14 protein-coding genes and 3 tRNA genes are annotated in these 17,992 nt (G+C 55.5%); 13 read left to right on the top strand and 4 right to left on the bottom strand.

Translation table 11 applies throughout. The annotated features are described in order from the left end of the window. Nucleotides 1-2: 2 nt before the first annotated feature. Nucleotides 3-182, bottom strand: a complete 180-nt coding sequence (locus D467_RS19845) for a hypothetical protein (RefSeq protein ID WP_155826494.1) — start codon at nucleotides 180-182, stop codon at nucleotides 3-5. Between the two features lie 120 nt (nucleotides 183-302). Here D467_RS19845 and pyrG point away from each other — a divergent pair, with 120 nt between their 5' ends. The 4 genes from pyrG (at nucleotide 303) to D467_RS0113455 (ending at nucleotide 6,230) form a co-directional block, all read left to right on the top strand. Further along, a complete protein-coding gene (pyrG, locus tag D467_RS0113470) occupies nucleotides 303-1,958 on the top strand; it encodes a CTP synthase (protein ID WP_018918049.1) in 1,656 nt (551 codons plus the stop codon). 12 nt (nucleotides 1,959-1,970) lie between these two features. Next, nucleotides 1,971-2,834 carry a 3-deoxy-8-phosphooctulonate synthase gene (kdsA, locus tag D467_RS0113465; protein ID WP_018918048.1) on the top strand — a complete coding sequence of 288 codons (864 nt, stop codon included), beginning with the start codon at nucleotides 1,971-1,973 and terminating at the stop codon, nucleotides 2,832-2,834. A 58-nt stretch (nucleotides 2,835-2,892) separates the two neighbouring features. After that, entirely contained in the window at nucleotides 2,893-4,182 is a 1,290-nt protein-coding gene (gene eno, locus D467_RS0113460) for a phosphopyruvate hydratase (RefSeq protein WP_018918047.1), read from the top strand. A gap of 656 nt (nucleotides 4,183-4,838) precedes the next feature. Continuing rightward, nucleotides 4,839-6,230, top strand: a complete 1,392-nt coding sequence (locus D467_RS0113455; RefSeq protein WP_018918046.1) for an L-cystine transporter — start codon at nucleotides 4,839-4,841, stop codon at nucleotides 6,228-6,230. Nucleotides 6,231-6,369: 139 nt separating this feature from the next. On the opposite strand, the gene fdxA is transcribed toward D467_RS0113455, so the two are convergent. After that, entirely contained in the window at nucleotides 6,370-6,693 is a 324-nt protein-coding gene (fdxA, locus tag D467_RS0113450; protein ID WP_018918045.1) for a ferredoxin FdxA, read from the bottom strand. A gap of 156 nt (nucleotides 6,694-6,849) precedes the next feature. After that, nucleotides 6,850-9,441: a DNA mismatch repair protein MutS gene (gene mutS, locus D467_RS0113445; protein ID WP_018918044.1), complete on the bottom strand. Its 2,592-nt coding sequence runs from the start codon at nucleotides 9,439-9,441 to the stop codon at nucleotides 6,850-6,852. 202 nt (nucleotides 9,442-9,643) lie between these two features. On the opposite strand from mutS, the gene D467_RS0113435 reads away from it, so the two are divergent. The 9 genes from D467_RS0113435 to D467_RS0113395 all read left to right on the top strand — a co-directional run bounded on the left by D467_RS0113435 (nucleotide 9,644) and on the right by D467_RS0113395 (nucleotide 16,749). Continuing rightward, nucleotides 9,644-10,177 (top strand): CinA family protein, encoded by a 534-nt coding sequence (locus tag D467_RS0113435; RefSeq protein ID WP_018918042.1) that lies wholly within the window; start codon nucleotides 9,644-9,646, stop codon nucleotides 10,175-10,177. An 88-nt stretch (nucleotides 10,178-10,265) separates the two neighbouring features. Then, a complete protein-coding gene (recA, locus tag D467_RS0113430) occupies nucleotides 10,266-11,327 on the top strand; it encodes a recombinase RecA (protein WP_018918041.1) in 1,062 nt (353 codons plus the stop codon). 5 nt (nucleotides 11,328-11,332) lie between these two features. After that, nucleotides 11,333-11,794, top strand: coding sequence for a regulatory protein RecX (locus tag D467_RS19255; RefSeq protein WP_018918040.1), 462 nt, complete (start codon nucleotides 11,333-11,335; stop codon nucleotides 11,792-11,794). 170 nt (nucleotides 11,795-11,964) lie between these two features. Beyond that, nucleotides 11,965-14,574 carry an alanine--tRNA ligase gene (gene alaS / locus D467_RS0113420; protein WP_018918039.1) on the top strand — a complete coding sequence of 870 codons (2,610 nt, stop codon included), beginning with the start codon at nucleotides 11,965-11,967 and terminating at the stop codon, nucleotides 14,572-14,574. Between the two features lie 91 nt (nucleotides 14,575-14,665). Then, complete coding sequence (locus D467_RS0113415) at nucleotides 14,666-15,916, top strand: aspartate kinase (protein WP_018918038.1); 1,251 nt, start codon at nucleotides 14,666-14,668, stop codon at nucleotides 15,914-15,916. Nucleotides 15,917-16,108: 192 nt separating this feature from the next. Further along, nucleotides 16,109-16,297, top strand: a complete 189-nt coding sequence (gene csrA / locus D467_RS0113410) for a carbon storage regulator CsrA (RefSeq protein WP_018918037.1) — start codon at nucleotides 16,109-16,111, stop codon at nucleotides 16,295-16,297. Nucleotides 16,298-16,422: 125 nt separating this feature from the next. Then, a tRNA-Ser gene (locus D467_RS0113405) sits at nucleotides 16,423-16,515 on the top strand. 17 nt (nucleotides 16,516-16,532) lie between these two features. Then, a tRNA-Arg gene (locus D467_RS0113400) sits at nucleotides 16,533-16,609 on the top strand. Nucleotides 16,610-16,672: 63 nt separating this feature from the next. After that, nucleotides 16,673-16,749 (top strand) — tRNA-Arg (locus tag D467_RS0113395). Nucleotides 16,750-16,914: 165 nt separating this feature from the next. Here the strand turns inward: D467_RS0113395 and D467_RS19250 are convergent. Beyond that, on the bottom strand, nucleotides 16,915-17,922 hold the full coding sequence (locus D467_RS19250) for a tRNA dihydrouridine synthase (RefSeq protein WP_244147835.1): 1,008 nt from the start codon (nucleotides 17,920-17,922) through the stop codon (nucleotides 16,915-16,917). Nucleotides 17,923-17,992: the final 70 nt, after the last annotated feature.

Below are 17,992 nucleotides of genomic sequence, written 5' to 3'. Positions count from 1 at the left end.
CGTCAGAGCAGCGCCAGGGATAGGTCGTAGCGAGGGTCTTTCGCCATGGCCGGAAAGCAGTTCCATTCGTTTCCGGCATTTCCGCCATCCATGGCGGTCAGATGGCGAAAGTAGCGCCCAGGGACGGGTTCACAGCGCCCTCGCGGAGACCTATCGCTGGGGCGGTGCACAAGTGTGATCAAGTTGAGTCGGTTTTGACTGCTCAGTTCAAATTGAGCCTTGAGGCGTAGTCTGCTATTCTGTCGTCCCATCCTGGTGTGGCTTTCTGTTACGCCTTTTGATCACGTTTCGACAGGTTTTCCATGACACGATATATCTTCGTGACCGGCGGCGTTGTGTCCTCTCTTGGCAAGGGCATCGCGTCGGCCTCGCTGGCGGCGATTTTAGAGGCCCGCGGCCTTAAGGTCACCATGCTCAAGCTCGACCCGTACATCAACGTGGACCCGGGCACCATGAGCCCTTTCCAGCACGGCGAGGTGTTCGTCACCGAGGATGGCGCCGAGACCGATCTGGACCTGGGCCACTACGAACGCTTTATTCGTACCAAGATGACCCAGCGCAACAACTTCACCACAGGCCGTGTTTACGAGCACGTGCTGCGCAAAGAGCGCCGTGGCGATTACCTGGGTGGCACGGTACAGGTCATCCCGCACATCACCGATGAAATCAAGCAGCGCGTTTATGCCGGCGGTGAAGGCTTCGACGTGGCGCTGGTAGAAATCGGCGGCACGGTAGGTGATATCGAATCGCTGCCGTTCCTGGAATCGATCCGTCAGATTCGTAGCGAGCAGGGTGCTAATCGCGCGCTGTTTATGCACCTGACGTTGGTGCCGTATATCAAGACGGCGGGCGAGACGAAAACCAAGCCCACCCAGCACAGCGTTAAAGAGCTGCGCTCGATTGGTATTCAGCCGGATATCCTGATTTGCCGTAGCGAAGTCGAGCTTGAAGAGAGCGAGCGCCGCAAGATCGCGTTGTTTACCAACGTTGAAGAGCGCGCGGTCGTACCGCTTCAGGATGCGGATACCATTTACCGTATCCCGCTGATGCTCCACGAGCACGGCCTGGATGATATCGTCTGCGATAAGCTGCGCCTTGATGCCGAGCCCGCCGATCTTTCCGAGTGGGTGAAGGTGCTGGACTCCAAGCTTAATCCGCTCAAGTCCGTGAGTATCGCCATGGTCGGTAAGTACATGGAGCTGCTGGACGCGTATAAGTCGCTTAATGAGGCCTTGATTCACGCTGGCATTCAGGGGCGCATCAAGGTCAACGTCGACTATATCGATGCTGAAGACATCGAACGCCACGGCACCGAGCGTTTAGCGGGTAAAGACGCTATTCTGGTACCCGGCGGCTTTGGTGAGCGCGGCGTGGAAGGCAAGATTCTTACCGCCCAGTTTGCCCGCGAAAATAACGTACCTTATCTGGGAATCTGCTTAGGGATGCAGGTAGCGGTTATTGAATTTGCGCGTAACGTGGCGGGCTGGAAAGATGCCAACTCCACCGAGTTTACCCATGACACCCAGCACCCGGTGGTCGGCCTGATTACCGAATGGCTGAATGCCGAAGGTAAAATCGAGCTGCGCGATGCGGCGTCTGATTTGGGCGGCACCATGCGCTTGGGCGGACAGGTATGTCACCTGACTTCCGGCAGCAAAGCGCGTGAAGCTTATGGCTCTGATGAAATCGTCGAGCGCCATCGTCACCGCTTTGAGGTCAATAACCAGTTTATTGACGAGCTGGAAAAAGCCGGCCTGGTAATTTCAGGTAAAAGCGTTGATCAGTCGCTGGTTGAAATGGTCGAACTGGCTGATCACCCTTGGTATGTGGCATGTCAGTTCCACCCGGAATTTACCTCCACACCGCGTGACGGACACCCGCTGTTCTCGGGCTTTGTAAATGCAGCGCTGGAGCACAAAACGGCGCGTACCCGGTCTCACGCGACACCTCAGGAATAAGGGGGGAAGCCAATGTCTTCTCAAGCACCTTTTCAAGAGCGTCATATCAACATTGCCGGCCTAACCGCCGGCAATTCTTTGCCCTTAATGCTGCTCGGCGGCATGAACGTGCTGGAGTCGGCGGAGCTTGCCGACGAGGTAGCCCAAGCCTACGTCAGCGTGACGCAAAAGCTTGGCATGCCGTATGTATTCAAGGCGAGCTTTGACAAGGCCAACCGCAGCTCGATTCACTCGTACCGTGGTCCGGGTATCGAAAAAGGCCTGCAGATACTTGCTGATATCAAGTCGCGTTACGGCGTGCCGATCATCACCGATGTCCACGAGCCCTGGCAGGCGGCTCAGGCGGCAGAAGTCGCGGATATCATCCAGCTGCCCGCTTTCCTGGCACGCCAGACGGATCTGGTAGTGGCGATGGCCAAAACCGGTGCCGCGATCAATATCAAAAAGCCCCAGTTTTTAGCACCTCATGAGATGCGCCATATCCTCAGCAAGTTTCAGGAAGCCGGTAATGATCGCCTGATGCTGTGCGAGCGCGGTTCAAGCTTTGGTTACAACAACCTGATCGTCGATATGCTCGGGTTTGGGGATATGAAACAGACCGGCTATCCAGTGTTTTTTGATGTCACCCACGCGCTTCAGCGCCCGGGTGGACGCGCCGACAGTGCCGATGGGCGGCGTGCTCAGGTAGCCGAGCTTGCCCGTGCCGGTGTCGCTGTGGGCCTCGCCGGGCTGTTTTTGGAAGCTCACCCAGACCCTGATAATGCCAAGTGTGATGGCCCCTGTGCCTTGCCGCTTGATCAGCTTGAGCCATTTTTAACCCAGCTTTCGCAATTGGATTCATTGGTGAAAAACTTTGCGCCGTTGACTATTCGCTGAGCGCGGTAGCCAACGCGGTACGTAATCCTTTATTAGACCGACAACCAAGGACACTGTCATGACCAAAATTGTAGATATCAGTGCACTGGAAGTACTCGATTCACGCGGTAATCCGACAGTACAGGCGCGCGTGCGTCTTGAGAGTGGCGCGGTAGGCGAAGCCTGCGCACCCAGCGGTGCTTCCACCGGTTCGCGTGAAGCGCTTGAACTGCGCGACGGTGATAAAGCGCGCTATCTCGGCAAAGGTGTACTGAAAGCTGTCGATGCGGTCAATGGCAAGATCCGGGATGCGCTACTCGGCATGGATGCGCGTGATCAGCGCGGTCTGGACGATGCCATGCTGGCGCTGGATGGCACTGAAAATAAAGCCACCCTGGGTGCGAATGCGATTCTGGCTGTATCGCTGGCTGCTGCCAAAGCGGCGGCCAATGCCAAGGGCGTGCCGCTTTATGCGCACATTGCCGAGCTTTACGGCCAGCCGGGTCAATACAGCATGCCCGTGCCGATGATGAATATTATCAACGGCGGCGAGCACGCGGATAATAACGTCGATATCCAAGAGTTCATGGTGCAGCCGGTAGGCGCGCCCAACTTCCGCGAAGGTCTGCGCATGGGCGCAGAAATCTTCCATGCGCTGAAGAAAGTACTCCTGGCGAAAGGTCTTTCCACGTCGGTTGGCGACGAGGGCGGTTTTGCGCCTGACTTGGCCTCTAATGCCGATGCCCTGGCGGTTATCAAGCAGGCCGTTGCAGATGCGGGCTATACCCTGGGTAAAGACGTTACGCTCGCGCTCGATTGTGCCTCGTCTGAGTTCTACAAGGACGGCCAGTACAACCTTTCCGGCGAAGGTAAAAGCTACGATGCGCAAGGCTTTACCGACTATCTGGCAGGTCTTTGCGCCGACTACCCGATCGTTTCCATCGAAGACGGTATGGATGAGTCGGATTGGGACGGCTGGAAAGCGCTGACCGATAAGCTGGGTGACAAGGTGCAACTGGTAGGCGATGACCTGTTCGTCACCAACACCAAAATCCTCAAGCGCGGCATCGATGAAAAAATCGGCAACTCGATTCTGATCAAGTTCAACCAGATCGGCTCGCTGTCTGAAACGCTGGACGCCATCAAGATGGCTCAGGATGCAGGCTTTACCGCGGTTATCTCGCACCGCTCCGGCGAAACTGAAGATACCACCATTGCCGATCTGGCGGTGGGTACCTGTGCAGGTCAGATCAAGACCGGCTCGCTTTGCCGTTCTGATCGGGTAGCTAAATATAACCGCTTACTGGTGATCGAAGCGGAACTAGGTGATGTTACCTACCCGGGCCTGAAAGCTATTAAAGGTCAGTAAGGCGTTTTTAGGGTTAGTTTGTAAGATATGTCTCAAGATTTTGTAAGAGATGTCTTACAAATACCGACGAAAATCGCTCGGTTTTGGGTAAGAAAATCCGTAATTTTGCATTAGTGCGAATTCATGTGATTGATTTTTAATTGGTTTGAGAAAAAGGGTAAGCCGGTGAGGCTTACCCTTTTCTATTTTGCCCGCCTTGAGAAGCATTCGTTATCTGCCACAATGCATTCAGGACAGGGGAGGCAGGGATGCTTTAGACAGAATGCAATGCAACGAGATGTAAACAGGTACGCTGGGTGCCACACTGATGTGAGCCCTGGTAAGGAAGTTACCTGAGGAATATGACACAGGGAGTGGTCAGAGGAAGTGCTTGGAGCGGGCGGCCTATGGGCCGCCTTTTTTTTGTCTGTAAAATGGCCATGCTTCGATAAGTCTTTTTTAGCAGTACTTCTTTGAGTAGCCCTTTATCCAATAGCCCTGCCGGCAGTTGCCTCAACCATCTAAATGCTTCCAAGGTTATAAGCAAAATACATTTTTATTCTGCGCCGCTATTACTTACCATAGCGCGCAAGAATTAGCAGGCTATGTTTCTGCTCCGCTTATCTTACGGCACATCGCTGATGTGCCGTTTTTTGTTTTTTCAGGAGAGGCATTACATGCATGGGTTGATTGCGATCAACGTTTTGATCTTTATGCTGGCAATTGCGCTGCTGGCGCGCTGGCAGCGCCGTGGTGCCAGCCTGTCTCGCGTGGTGCTCGCCGGTCTTGTAATCGGCGTTGTGTTGGGCGGGTTGATGCAGTGGGGATATACCGATTCAGCCGTACTTAGCGGTACGATTGACTGGGTAAATCTGGTGGGCGGCGGCTACGTTCAGCTGCTTAAAATGATCATCATGCCCTTGGTGCTGGTCACTATTTTGTCCGCCGTAACGCGTCTGCACGATGCCAGTGCGCTGGGCAAGATCAGTTTGGGCGTGCTGGCCATGCTGATGCTTACCACGGCGATCTCGGCGGTTATCGGCATCAGCATGACGCAGCTGTTTGGGTTGTCTGCCGAAGGGCTGGTGCAGGGCGCCCGCGAGCTTGAGCGGGGTCAGGCCATTATCGAGCGCAGTGCTCAAGTGGCTGATCTGACCATACCGCAGCTGCTGCTGTCTTTTATTCCCAGTAATCCTTTTCAGGACTTGGCAGGGGAGCGTCCGACGTCGATTATCAGCGTGGTAATTTTTGCCACGTTTTTGGGTATGGCGGCACTGGGCATCAAGCGTGAAAATGCAGCACTTGGCGATAAGCTGATTGAAGGGATCGATATCGTGCAGAAGTGGATCATGCGCCTGGTGCGCATGGTGATTCGCCTGACGCCTTACGGGGTGATGGCGTTGATGACCAAGGTGGTTTCCACGTCCAATCTTAATGATATCTATAACCTGCTTGGTTTCGTCGTTGCCTCCTACGTGGGGCTGGCGCTGATTCTGGTCATGCACGCGCTGTTTTTGATGGGCGTTGGGGTCAATCCCAAGCGCTACTTTCAAAAGGTCTGGCCGGTACTCACCTTTGCGTTTACCTCACGCTCAAGCGCGGCCACGATTCCTTTGAACATCGAGGCTCAGGTGGACCGCATTGGCGTACCGCCTGCGATCGCCAACTTCTCGGCTTCCTTTGGTGCAACCATCGGCCAAAACGGCTGTGCCGGACTTTATCCGGCCATGCTGGCCATGATGATTGCGCCTACGGTGGGGATCGATCCGTTTTCGCTGGAGTTTCTGGCAACGCTGGTGCTAGTCGTCACACTGGCGTCTTTCGGGATTGCGGGCGTCGGTGGCGGGGCAACCTTTGCGGCCATCATTGTGCTTTCGACGCTTGATCTGCCGATTGCGCTGGCGGGGCTATTAATCTCCATCGAGCCGCTAATCGATATGGGCCGCACGGCGGTCAACGTCAACGGCTCAATGACCGCGGGCACGGTGACAAGCCGCCTGCTCAAGCAGCACGACAGCATGGTCTTTGACTCCAGCGACAACGAGCTGGGCGAGCCGAAGCCCGTGTAAGCTGAGATGTATCCTGTAGCGCAAAAGAGCCGCCCTTGGGCGGCTCTTTTGCGTTTGCAGCAGGCATTCGCTTGATGGTCAGACAGAAAAAAACCAGCGCGGACGCTGGTTCTTAGAAAATGCTGTTACGCCGTTATTACTAGCGCTCAAGCTTCTCGATCTTGCCGCTCTTGCCATCCCACTCTTCCGCATCTGGCAAGGCATCTTTCTTTTCAGAAATGTTGGGCCACACATCGGCCAGTTCAGCATTGATCTCGATAAACTGTTCCTGCCCATCAGGCAGCTCATCCTCAGAGAAGATGGCCTCTGCAGGGCACTCCGGCTCGCATAGGGCGCAATCAATGCACTCATCCGGGTGAATCACCAGGAAGTTGGGGCCTTCGTAAAAGCAGTCGACCGGGCAGACTTCGACACAGTCGGTGTATTTGCATTGGATGCAGTTTTCGGTAACGACAAACGTCATCGCGCTATCCCTCTTGCGGGACCGGAGGTACAGTCCGGTCATGGTCAATCGTGAATGGTTATAAAACAGCCGTTTTTTATAAGCTAAAAAGTATGGGCGACATTCTAGTGGTGCCCATACCTAACGGCAAGCTCTGAGCGTCTTCTCTTGCGCCAATTACAGCAGATCCCGCCATTGATAAATCAGCGCAAGCGCTTCACGGGGCGATAAATCGTCTACATCCGCGCGCTCAAGCGCTTCTACAACCGGATGCGGTGTGCTGGCAAACAGATCGTTTTGCTGGGGGGCGGATGTTGCCTGAGGGTAATGTTCCGATACGCCAGCAGAGCGTGCCTGATGCGTGTTCACATCGCGCTGCTCAAGCGCAATCAGCTTTTCCCTGGCACGTTTAATGACATGCGTGGGCACGCCCGCCAGTTGGGCTACCTGTAAGCCATAGCTTTGGCTCGCCGGGCCCGCCTCTATGCGATGCATAAACACAATGCTGTCGCCGTGCTCGGTGGCGGTTAAATGGATATTGGCCACACCCTCGGCCTGGTCAGGCAGCGCCGTCATTTCAAAGTAGTGGGTGGCAAACAGCGTGAGCGCGTGCGCCTGGGCAAGATGTTCGGCACTCGCCCAGGCAAGCGAAAGACCATCAAAAGTGCTCGTGCCCCGGCCAATTTCATCCATAAGTACCAGGCTTTGCTCGGTTGCATTATGCAAAATATTCGCGGTTTCGGTCATCTCGACCATAAACGTCGAGCGACCACCCGCCAAATCATCCGATGAACCAATACGGGTGAAGATCCGGTCGATAGGGCCTATTTCAGCCGCATCCGCGGGCACAAAGCTACCGCTATGGGCCAGCAGTGCAATCAGTGCCGTCTGGCGCATATAGGTAGATTTACCGCCCATGTTGGGGCCGGTGATAATCAACATATGCCGCTCGGGTGTGAGCAGCACGTCGTTAGGTACAAACGGCTTATCGCTTACCTGTTCCACGACCGGGTGGCGGCCTGCGGTAATCGTAATGCCGGTGGCATCGCTTAACGTTGGGCGCACCCAGTTGAGCGCCTCGGCGCGCTCGGCAAAAGCGCACAGCACGTCCAGTTCGGCGAGTGCCCGAGAGGTACCCTGCAGGGCGGTTAGATTTTCGTTGAGCTCGCCAAGCAGGCGGTCGTACAGCCACTTTTCACGAGTCAAGGCGCGCGACTTGGCCGATAGCGCCTTATCTTCGAACTCTTTAAGTTCCGGGATGATAAATCGCTCGGCGTTTTTCAGTGTTTGGCGGCGAATATAGTCAGCCGGGGCCTGCTGGGCCTGAGAGCGGGGCAGCTCGATAAAGTAGCCGTGTACGCGGTTGTAGCCGACCTTCAGGTTGGCAAGTCCGGTACGTTCACGTTCACGCAGTTCAAGCTTGACCAGGTAGCTGCCGGCGTTTTCGGCCATGCCGCGGTGCTCATCAAGCTCGGCGTCAAAGCCATCGGCAATCACACCGCCATCACGGATAACTACGGGCGGGTTCTCAATCAGCGCCCGGTTGAGCGTGTCGGCGATGTCGGGATAGGGGCGGATATGTGGGCGCAGGTTGTCCAGAGCGCTGCCACTTTCGACGTCACTTAGCTGCTGCTCAAGCATGGGCAGGGTATTGAGGGCATCTCTCAGGCGCGCCAAATCGCGCGGCCGGGCGCTATACAGCGCAACGCGCGCCAGAATACGCTCGACATCACCAACATCATTGAGCGTGTCGCGCAGCGTCATATAGGCGGCGTCCAGGCTTAACAGTGCAACGCCGGCCTGGCGGCCCTGTACCGTCTCGCGCTGGCGCAGAGGGCGATTCAGCCAACGTTTCAGTAGCCGTGAACCCATTGCAGTGGTGCAGGTGTCCAACACGCTTGCCAGCGTATTGTCGGCACTGCCGCCCAGGTTGATATCAATCTCCAGATTGCGTCGGCTGGCACCATCGATCACTACTGCGTCATCGCGGTTTTCGACGCTCAGCGCGGTGACGTGGGGCAGGCGCGAGCGCTGTGTGTCACGCGCGTAATCGATCAGCACACCGGCGGCGACAAGCGCGGTCGTTAGATGAGCGCAGCCAAACCCACGCAGATCCTGCACTTCAAACTGATCGCACAGGCTGCGATTGGCGCTTTCCAGATCAAACAACCACTCGCCCTGTCGGCGTAAGCTACGCTTTTGCGACCACATGTCGGGAAGCGTTAAGCTCTCGGGTACCAGTAACTCGGCGGGTGAAAGACGGGTCAGCTCGGCGAGCATCTCGGCTTCGCTGTCTACTTCCAGCACGCTAAAACGTCCGCTGGAAAGCTCAAGCCAGGCAAGTCCCCAGCGATCGCTGCCAGATGCCAAAGCGACCAGCACGTTGTCGCGGCGGGCGTCGAGCAGGGCCTCATCGTGCAGGGTGCCGGGTGTCACAATGCGCACTACCTGCCGTTCGACGGGGCCTTTGCTGGTAGCCGGATCACCAATTTGCTCGCAGATGGCCACGGATTCACCGGTAGCCACCAGGCGGGCGAGATAGCCCTCGGCGCTATGATAGGGGATGCCAGCCATGGGGATCGGTTTGCCGCCTGACTGGCCGCGCTGGGTGAGCGTAATGTCCAGCAGGGCTGAAGCGCGTTTGGCGTCGTCGAAAAACAGCTCGTAAAAATCCCCCATGCGGTAGAACAGTAGTACCTCGGGGTGTTCACGTTTGATCTTTAAATATTGCGTGATCATTGGCGTGTTGGGGGGAATGGCCTGTGACATGGGCGTCCTGATTGAGCGTGGCGCAAGCCAGCGTGGCTTGCGGCATGTTCTTGAAATATGTGCTTTGAAATACGCTCTTTACTACCTTTTTAACCACATTCTTGGGTTACGTACTTTTTGCGCGATTTCTTTGAGCGATTTCTTTGAGAAAGCTAAACGCAGTATTCTACGCTGAACTGATGTCCTACATGAAGGAGCGACCATGCCCCCTAGCGTATCCAGCCTTAAAAATCTTGATTTGTCACTTCTGGCACAGCGGCTTGGGCGGGTCTGTCAGCAGCGTCAGATAGAAATAACCGCGGCGGAGTCATGTACGGGCGGTGGCATCGCCAGTGCCATTACCTCGGCGGCGGGAAGCTCGGCTTATTTTACAACGGGCTATATTACCTATGCGAATACGGCAAAAACACGCCTGTTAGGTGTGCCAGCCGCTACACTGGAAGCTGAAGGTGCCGTCAGTGAGGCGGTGGTGAAGGCAATGGTCGCAGGCGCTTGTCAGGAAAGCGGCGCTCAATTGGGCGTTGCGGTAAGCGGTGTTGCCGGGCCTGATGGCGGCAATCCAGAAAAACCGGTGGGAACCGTCTGGCTTGCCTGGGGAGATAAGATTCACCAGCAGGCGGAATGCTTTCATTTTCCCGGTGATCGTCAGGCAGTGCGCGAGCAGGCAGTACGCGAGGCGCTGGCAGGCCTGGTAGCGCGCCTGGATGCTTTTGGGGAAGGTGAGGTTGAGAAATAATCGTTAAAAACGACGTTGAGGATTTGTTTACCAGCAAATTTTTGGCATAATACTGTGTAATTATACAGTTTGTGATGAGGGTGTTTGCATGGCTCAGGATGACAACCGTACGAAAGCGCTAAACGCCGCACTTAGTCAGATCGACCGCCAGTTTGGTAAAGGCACGGTGATGCGCTTGGGCGACGCTCCGCGCGTCGTCATGCCGTCAGTGTCCACTGGCTCGCTAGGCTTGGACATCGCTCTTGGCATTGGTGGTTTGCCCTTTGGCCGGGTGGTAGAGATTTTTGGACCGGAATCGTCGGGTAAAACCACGCTGACCCTGTCGGTCATTGCTCAAGCACAGAAGCAGGGCAAGGTATGTGCGTTCGTTGATGCCGAGCACGCCCTTGATCCAAGCTATGCAGAAAAACTGGGTGTTAACCTGGATGACCTGCTGGTATCTCAGCCGGACACCGGTGAGCAGGCGCTTGAAATCACCGATATGCTGGTCCGCTCGGGCGGCGTTGACGTGATCATTATCGACTCCGTTGCCGCGCTGACACCGCGGGCTGAAATCGAAGGCGAAATGGGTGATACCCATGTAGGTCTGCAGGCGCGTTTGATGTCTCAGGCGCTGCGTAAAATCACCGGTAATATCAAAAACGCCAACTGCCTCGTGGTGTTTATCAACCAGATCCGCATGAAGATCGGCGTGATGTTTGGTAGCCCGGAAACCACGACTGGCGGTAACGCGCTGAAGTTTTACGCCAGCGTGCGGCTCGATATTCGCCGTACCGGTTCCGTAAAATCGGGTGATGAAGTCACCGGTAACGAAACCCGCGTTAAAGTGGTTAAAAACAAGGTAGCACCGCCGTTCCGTCAGGCCGAGTTCCAGATCCTGTACGGCAAGGGTATTTACCATGCTGGTGAGGTGGTTGATCTGGGCGTGCAGTGCAACCTGGTCGACAAGGCAGGCGCCTGGTACAGCTATAAAGGCAACAAGATTGGTCAGGGCAAGGCAAACGCCGCCCAGTACCTTGAAGAGCATCCGGAAATCATGCAAGAGATCGAAAGCCAGATTCGGGAACAGCTGCTTGCCAAGCCTGACCCGAAAAAAGAAGAAGCGCCGGCTGCTGATGTCGCCGCTGATGCTGACGACGACCTGCTGTAAATCGAATGTTTGCTTCGTCACGTGATGCAACCCCACGCGACATAGCGCTTCAGCTGCTATCTCGGCGCGAGTACTCTCGCGCTGAGATAGCGCAAAGACTAAAAAAGAAGGCTTTCGAGAACGCGGACATCGAGGCGTGCCTGGATACTCTGGAAGAGCAGGGGCTCCAGTCGGATGTGCGCTTTGCCGAAAGCTTTATTCGTTCACGTATCATCCGTGGCCAAGGCGTCATACGCATTAAAGGCGAGCTCCGCCAGCGTGGCGTTGACCAGGAAATTTTAAGCAATGCGCTCGCCTGCGTTGAAGACAACGAAGGCGTTGACTGGTTTGAGCTGGCCAGTGATACCTTGGCGCGGCGCTTCTCCTCCCCCGGTGACACCCCCAAGGAACGCGCCAAACGTGAGCGCTTTCTTGCCTCTCGCGGTTTCGATTTTGAACAAATTCGTTACGCGCTCTCTTGCTTGTAAAGCCTTCTTTTATCACTATTGTGCGTTATCGTTTTCTTACGTCTTTAGCTATTAGCTACTAACTGCCGCTTTAGTCGTTTGACAACTGCGCTATAATGGCGCTTTTGCGACCCCAGCGGGTAGCGGCGACAGCGCCCTGGGGCATCATGCTTTAATGTTACGGATACCCTATGAGAAGCGCAGAGATTAGACAGGCTTTTTTATCCTTTTTTGAAGAGCAGGGACATACCATTGTACCCACAGGCTCTCTGGTGCCAGGTAACGACCCCACGCTGCTCTTCACCAATGCGGGCATGGTGCCCTTCAAGGATGTCTTCCTGGGTCGCGACCCGCGCCCCTATGTGCGCGCCACTTCTGCCCAGCGCTGTGTTCGCGCGGGGGGCAAGCACAATGACCTGGACAACGTCGGCTACACGGCGCGCCACCATACGTTTTTCGAAATGCTGGGTAACTTCAGCTTTGGCGATTACTTCAAGCATGATGCCATTCGCTTCGCGTGGACCTTTTTAACCGAGACTCTAGGGCTTCCCAAAGAGAAGCTTTGGGTAACGGTGCACATTAGCGACGATGAAGCCGAGCGTATCTGGAAGGACGAAATCGGCATCGACCCCGAGCGCTTCTCTCGCCTGGATGAAGACAACTTCTGGCAGATGGGCGATACCGGCCCTTGTGGCCCCAGCTCGGAAATCTTCTTTGACCATGGCCCTGACGTATGGGGCGGCCCTCCCGGCAGTGCCGATGAAGATGGCGACCGCTATATTGAGATCTGGAACCTGGTCTTCATGCAGTTCGACCGCGATGCCCAGGGTACGCTGAACCCGCTGCCCAAGCCGTCAATCGATACCGGCATGGGCCTTGAGCGGGTCGCTGCAGTGATGCAGGGCGTTCACTCCAACTACGAGATCGACCTGTTCCAGAACCTGCTTCAGGCGGCCGCCAAAGCGACCGGGCACGCGGATACCGCGACGCCTTCGCTGCGCGTTATTGCAGATCACATCCGTTCGTGTGCTTTCCTGATTGCCGACGGCGTACTGCCGTCTAACGAAGGCCGTGGCTACGTGCTGCGGCGTATTATCCGTCGGGCAATTCGCCATGGCCACAAGCTGGGCGCGACCAAGCCGTTCTTCCATATGCTGGTGGATGCGCTGGATGCCGAGATGGGCGAAGCCTACCCTGAGCTTCGTGAGGCGCGTGCGCAGATTGCCCGCGTTCTATTGAAAGAAGAAGAGCAGTTTGCCCGTACCCTTGATCACGGGATGGGATTGCTGAACGCGGCGCTTGAAGAGCTTGAGGGCAATATGCTCTCGGGTGAAACGGTATTTAAGCTTTACGATACCTACGGCTTCCCGTTCGATCTTACCGCCGATGTTTGCCGCGAGCGTAACGTCACCCTGGATGAAGAAGGTTTCCAGCGTGAGCTTGAAGCTCAGCGTGAGCGTGCTCGTGCTGCCAGCCAGTTCGGTGCCGACTACAGCGCCTCTATCGAGCTTGACGGTGAAACCAGCTTTACCGGCTATGATCGTCTGGAAGATCAGTCCACCGTAACCGCCATTGTAGATAGCGAAGGCAATGCCCTGGCGGCGCTGGAAGCGGGCCAGAAGGGCACCGTGGTATTGGATCGTACGCCATTCTACGGTGAGTCTGGCGGTCAGGTAGGCGATACCGGCTACTTATATGTGGAAGGCGGCCGCTTTCAGGTCACCGACACGCAAAAGCAGAGCGGCCATCACCTGCATCAGGGCATCATGGTGGAAGGCGCGCTTAACGTAGGCGCAAGCGTGAAAGGGCAGGTCGATGTCAGCCTGCGCTCGGCAACGATCCGCAACCACTCGGCCACCCACCTGCTGCATAAAGCCCTGCGTATGGTGCTGGGTGATCATGTTCAGCAGAAAGGCTCGCTGGTGAATGCCGAGCGTCTGCGCTTTGACTTTAGCCATTTTGAGCCCATGACCGCCGAGCAGTTAGCGGAAGTTGAGCGGCTAGTAAATGAGCAGATTCTTGCCAATGCGCCAACGAAAACCGAGCAGATGAGCCTGGATCAGGCCAAGGCTAAAGGCGCGGCCGCGCTGTTTGAAGCCAAATACGCGGAAAACGTACGCGTCTTGACCATTGGTGCAGACGACTTCTCTATTGAGCTGTGTGGCGGTACCCACGTGGGCCGAAGCGGCGATATCGGCTGTTGCCACATTGTCAGCGAGGTCGGTATCGCATCCGGCGTTCGCCGGATCGAAGCTATTACCGGCGAGAATGCACTGGCTTATTTCCGTGATCAGGAAGCCCGCGTGCAGCGTCTGGGCGAGCGTTTGAAAACCAAACCTGAGCAGGTTGAAGCCCGCGTTGAGTCGCTGGTTGAACGTAACCGTAGCCTGGAAAAAGAGCTTGAGCAGTTAAAAGCCAAACTTGCCAGCGCCGCAGGCAGCGATATGTTGAGCCAGGCGCAAGAGATCCACGGCGTTAAGCTGCTGGCAACCCAGCTGGAAGGCGTTTCCGGTAAAGATCTGCGCGGCGTGCTCGATCAGCTGAAAAATAAAATCGGCTCAGGCGTGATTATCCTGGGTGTGGCTGATAAGGCTGCCGGTAAAGTCAGCCTGATTGCAGGCGTGACGCAGGATCTTACCGAACGCGTGAAAGCGGGTGAGCTGGTTAACCATGTTGCCTCGCAGGTGGGAGGTAAAGGTGGTGGTCGTGCCGACATGGCACAGGCAGGGGGTAGTCAGCCCGATGGCTTACCCGGCGCCTTGAGCAGTGTTCCGGCATGGCTTGAAAATATACTTAGCTAAACCCAAGGCCGGTGGCATTATAGCGACCGGCCTTTTGTTCATTTAAATTACGTTTCATCCTCCATTTCCGAACGAATAGGAAAAACGGCATATGGCACTATACGTACAGAAGTTCGGCGGCACCTCGGTGGGCTCTGTCGACCGTATTAAGGCCGTAGCGGAAAAGGTCAAAGGCTTTCGTGATCAGGGACACCAGATCGTCGTGGTGGTCTCTGCAATGAGCGGAGAGACTAATCGACTGACCGATATGGCCCATGCGTTAAATGAAGACCCCGCCCCGCGTGAGATGGATATGCTGCTCTCAACCGGTGAGCAGGTAACGATTTCGCTTCTGGCCATGGCGCTTCAGCAAATCGGCGTACCGGCGACCTCGCACACGGGTGCCCAGATCGGTATTCATACCGACAGCGCGCATACCAAGGCGCGTATCCAACGCATTGAAACCGATGACCTTAAAGCCGATCTAGATGCTGGACAGGTTGTGGTCGTCGCGGGTTTTCAAGGGGTTGATGAAGAAGGCAATATCACAACGCTTGGACGTGGTGGCTCCGACACCACCGGTGTTGCACTGGCCGCTGCGCTCAATGCGGACGAGTGTCAGATTTATACTGATGTCGACGGGGTTTACACCACTGATCCCCGTGTGTGCACTAAAGCGCAGCGCCTGGAAAGCATTACGGTTGAAGAAATGCTTGAGCTTGCAAGCCTGGGCTCTAAAGTACTGCAAATCCGTGCCGTAGAGTTTGCCGGCAAATACAACGTTCCCCTGCGGGTACTGTCGAGCTTTGAAGATGGCCCCGGTACCTTAATTGTTGCAGATTCTGACCAAGACGAGGACTCCATGGAAGAACCGCTGATCTCAGGAATCGCGTTTACCAAAAACGAAGCCAAACTGACCCTGCTCCATACCCCTGATGTTCCGGGTGTTGCTTCACGTATTTTGGGTCCTATCGCCGATGCCAATATCGAAGTCGATATGATTGTGCAGAACGTGGCGCCAGCAGGTGATTACACCGACTTCACCTTTACGGTTGCCAAGGGCGATTACAAAGCCACTAAAAAGCTGATCGAAGAAACCGTCATTCCCGATTTGGGCGGTGGTGAGCTGCGTGGCGATGATAATATCGCTAAAGTATCCCTGGTCGGTGTCGGCATGCGCTCGCATGCAGGCGTTGCCTCAAAGATGTTCCGCGTACTGGCTGACGAAAACGTCAATATCCGTATGGTTTCCACGTCTGAGATCAAAATTTCAGTCGTGATCGATGAAAAACATATGGAGCTGGCGGTTAATGCCTTACACAAGGCATTTGGTCTGGATAAGGCAAATATAGAATCTGAATAACATTTACGCCTTAAACCTTCTACGCTGAAGAGGTACTCGCTACCGCTGGTGGTGAGCTTTCTTTCAACGGGAGGTTTAGGTGTCATGGAGCCAGAGCCATTGGTGAAGGCGCTACTATGCCGCATAATGGCGTAGTGGCGCTTCTGGCGGACACAACCCGTTGTAATAAAACGTCTGAAAAGGAGATCAGCCATGCTCATCCTAACCCGCCGTGTTGGCGAAACGCTGATGATCGGTGATGAAATCACCGTCACAGTGCTAGGTGTGAAAGGTAACCAGGTACGTATTGGTGTTAATGCGCCGAAAGATGTTGCCGTACACCGTGAAGAGATTTATCAGCGTATCCAGCGTGAGCGCAATAGTGAGAGCGAAACAGAGTAAATGGCCGCTTTTATTACGCTCATTACAGGGCGTCTAAACGGCAACCCAAAGCCGGTGCGAAAAAAAATCGACATAAGTATGGACAGCAGCTGCTGAAATCGGTAATATTCGCGCCGTGCCGTTGAGGAGAGGTGGCCGAGTGGCTGAAGGCGCTCCCCTGCTAAGGGAGTATAGGGTTTATAGCCCTATCGAGGGTTCGAATCCCTCTCTCTCCGCCAATAGCACAATAGAAGATGCGCCCGTAGCTCAGCTGGATAGAGTACCTGACTACGAATCAGGGGGTCGGAGGTTCGAATCCTCCCGGGCGCGCCATCTTCTAACTTGATGTAAAGTATTAAGTCACTATGTACTTTATAAGCACTTGCATCACCTAAAGCGCCCGTAGCTCAGCTGGATAGAGTACCTGACTACGAATCAGGGGGTCGGAGGTTCGAATCCTCCCGGGCGCGCCAGATTTCAAACCCGTTCTCTTCAATGAGAGCGGGTTTTCTGTTTCTAGCCTGATCGTGGCGGCTCGCGCCACGCTCTTGGATCGTTTAGAGCGCCCCGCGTATTGCGAGGGCGCTTTTTTTTGGCTCAGGGGTTGGGCTAGATGTTTTTTAGGTGCAAGGGTTAGGCTAGATGCTGAAGGCAGCTTGCTCAGCAGGCGCTGTATCAGGCACCAGGCTTTGAAGCAGGGTATCCAGGTCGGTTAGGCGCTTAACGCGCTGAAAATGCTGGTTGGCCTCCTCATTGCCTTGACGCATTTGGGCAAGCCACTGTTTTACCAGTGACACCACGATACGGTCAGGCAGATGCTGGCGCTGTAGGCGAGCGTACTCTTTGATCACGCTGGCACGCATCGGCCACGTCGTTTCAGGCAACCGCTCGCCGGTTTGCTGCCAGTGGCGAATGCGTGGCGCAAGCCAGGGGTCGGCTAGCGCACTACGCCCTAGCATGACATCAGAGCAGCCTGACAGCGTACGCGCTTTCCAGTACGCCTCCAGCGTCCAGATATCCCCATTGGCGACCACCGGTATCGACACCTGCTGACGCACCCGGCCAATCCACTCCCAATGCGCTGGCGGGCGATAGCCTTCATCGCGTGTACGTCCATGCACTACCAGCCGGGAGGCGCCGCCCGCCTGAGTCGCCTGGGCACAAGCAACCGCCAACTGGCGGTTGGAAAAGCCCAGACGAATCTTGGCGGTGACCGGGATCTGGCCTTCAAGAGCATCCGCTACCGCCTTGACCGCCTGATAAACGCGTTCGGGTCGGCGCAGCAGGGATGCGCCGCCATCGTGACGGTTAACCAGCTTGGCAGGGCAGCCAAAATTCAAATCCACGCTTAAAGCGCCCAACGCTAACGCCTGGCGCGCGTTTTCGGCAAGAGCATTTGGGTCAGAACCAAGTAGCTGTAAATGCACAGGAATGCCGCTAGGCGTCGCAACCGGGCGTTTTTCAAGTTCAGGGCAGTGTTTGTAGAACACGCGGGGCGGAAGGCGCGTATCAACGACGCGCACAAACTCTGTGACGGTCCAATCAAAGCCTGCCCGGCGCGTTAATAAATCGCGGGTGAGGGCATCAATAACGCCCTCCATCGGAGCAAGACCTATTTTTCCATTTTGTAGTAAATTAACAACCATGACTTCCACTATGGCGCGATTGCAATCTATGCTGAGTGTGGCAGGTTAGAGTATTAGTTTGCTGACGCCA

It is taken from the genome of Vreelandella zhanjiangensis DSM 21076 (assembly GCF_000377665.1).
Taxonomy (GTDB): Bacteria; Pseudomonadota; Gammaproteobacteria; order Pseudomonadales; family Halomonadaceae; genus Vreelandella; species Vreelandella zhanjiangensis.
Note: the sequence above shows the minus strand (reverse complement) of the source record. Positions and strands in the feature narration are given on the sequence as shown.

What these genes read in the sequence shown, in the direction of transcription:
- recA (WP_018918041.1), top strand. Translation starts at nt 10,266, where the DNA reads ATGGCTCAGGATGACAACCGTACGAAAGCGCTAAACGCCGCACTTAGT.
- D467_RS0113415 (WP_018918038.1), top strand. Translation starts at nt 14,666, where the DNA reads ATGGCACTATACGTACAGAAGTTCGGCGGCACCTCGGTGGGCTCTGTC.
- alaS (WP_018918039.1), top strand. Translation starts at nt 11,965, where the DNA reads ATGAGAAGCGCAGAGATTAGACAGGCTTTTTTATCCTTTTTTGAAGAG.
- mutS (WP_018918044.1), bottom strand. Translation starts at nt 9,441, where the DNA reads ATGTCACAGGCCATTCCCCCCAACACGCCAATGATCACGCAATATTTA.
- pyrG (WP_018918049.1), top strand. Translation starts at nt 303, where the DNA reads ATGACACGATATATCTTCGTGACCGGCGGCGTTGTGTCCTCTCTTGGC.
- D467_RS0113435 (WP_018918042.1), top strand. Translation starts at nt 9,644, where the DNA reads ATGCCCCCTAGCGTATCCAGCCTTAAAAATCTTGATTTGTCACTTCTG.
- D467_RS19250 (WP_244147835.1), bottom strand. Translation starts at nt 17,922, where the DNA reads ATGGTTGTTAATTTACTACAAAATGGAAAAATAGGTCTTGCTCCGATG.
- kdsA (WP_018918048.1), top strand. Translation starts at nt 1,971, where the DNA reads ATGTCTTCTCAAGCACCTTTTCAAGAGCGTCATATCAACATTGCCGGC.
- D467_RS19255 (WP_018918040.1), top strand. Translation starts at nt 11,333, where the DNA reads ATGTTTGCTTCGTCACGTGATGCAACCCCACGCGACATAGCGCTTCAG.
- eno (WP_018918047.1), top strand. Translation starts at nt 2,893, where the DNA reads ATGACCAAAATTGTAGATATCAGTGCACTGGAAGTACTCGATTCACGC.
- csrA (WP_018918037.1), top strand. Translation starts at nt 16,109, where the DNA reads ATGCTCATCCTAACCCGCCGTGTTGGCGAAACGCTGATGATCGGTGAT.
- D467_RS0113455 (WP_018918046.1), top strand. Translation starts at nt 4,839, where the DNA reads ATGCATGGGTTGATTGCGATCAACGTTTTGATCTTTATGCTGGCAATT.
- fdxA (WP_018918045.1), bottom strand. Translation starts at nt 6,693, where the DNA reads ATGACGTTTGTCGTTACCGAAAACTGCATCCAATGCAAATACACCGAC.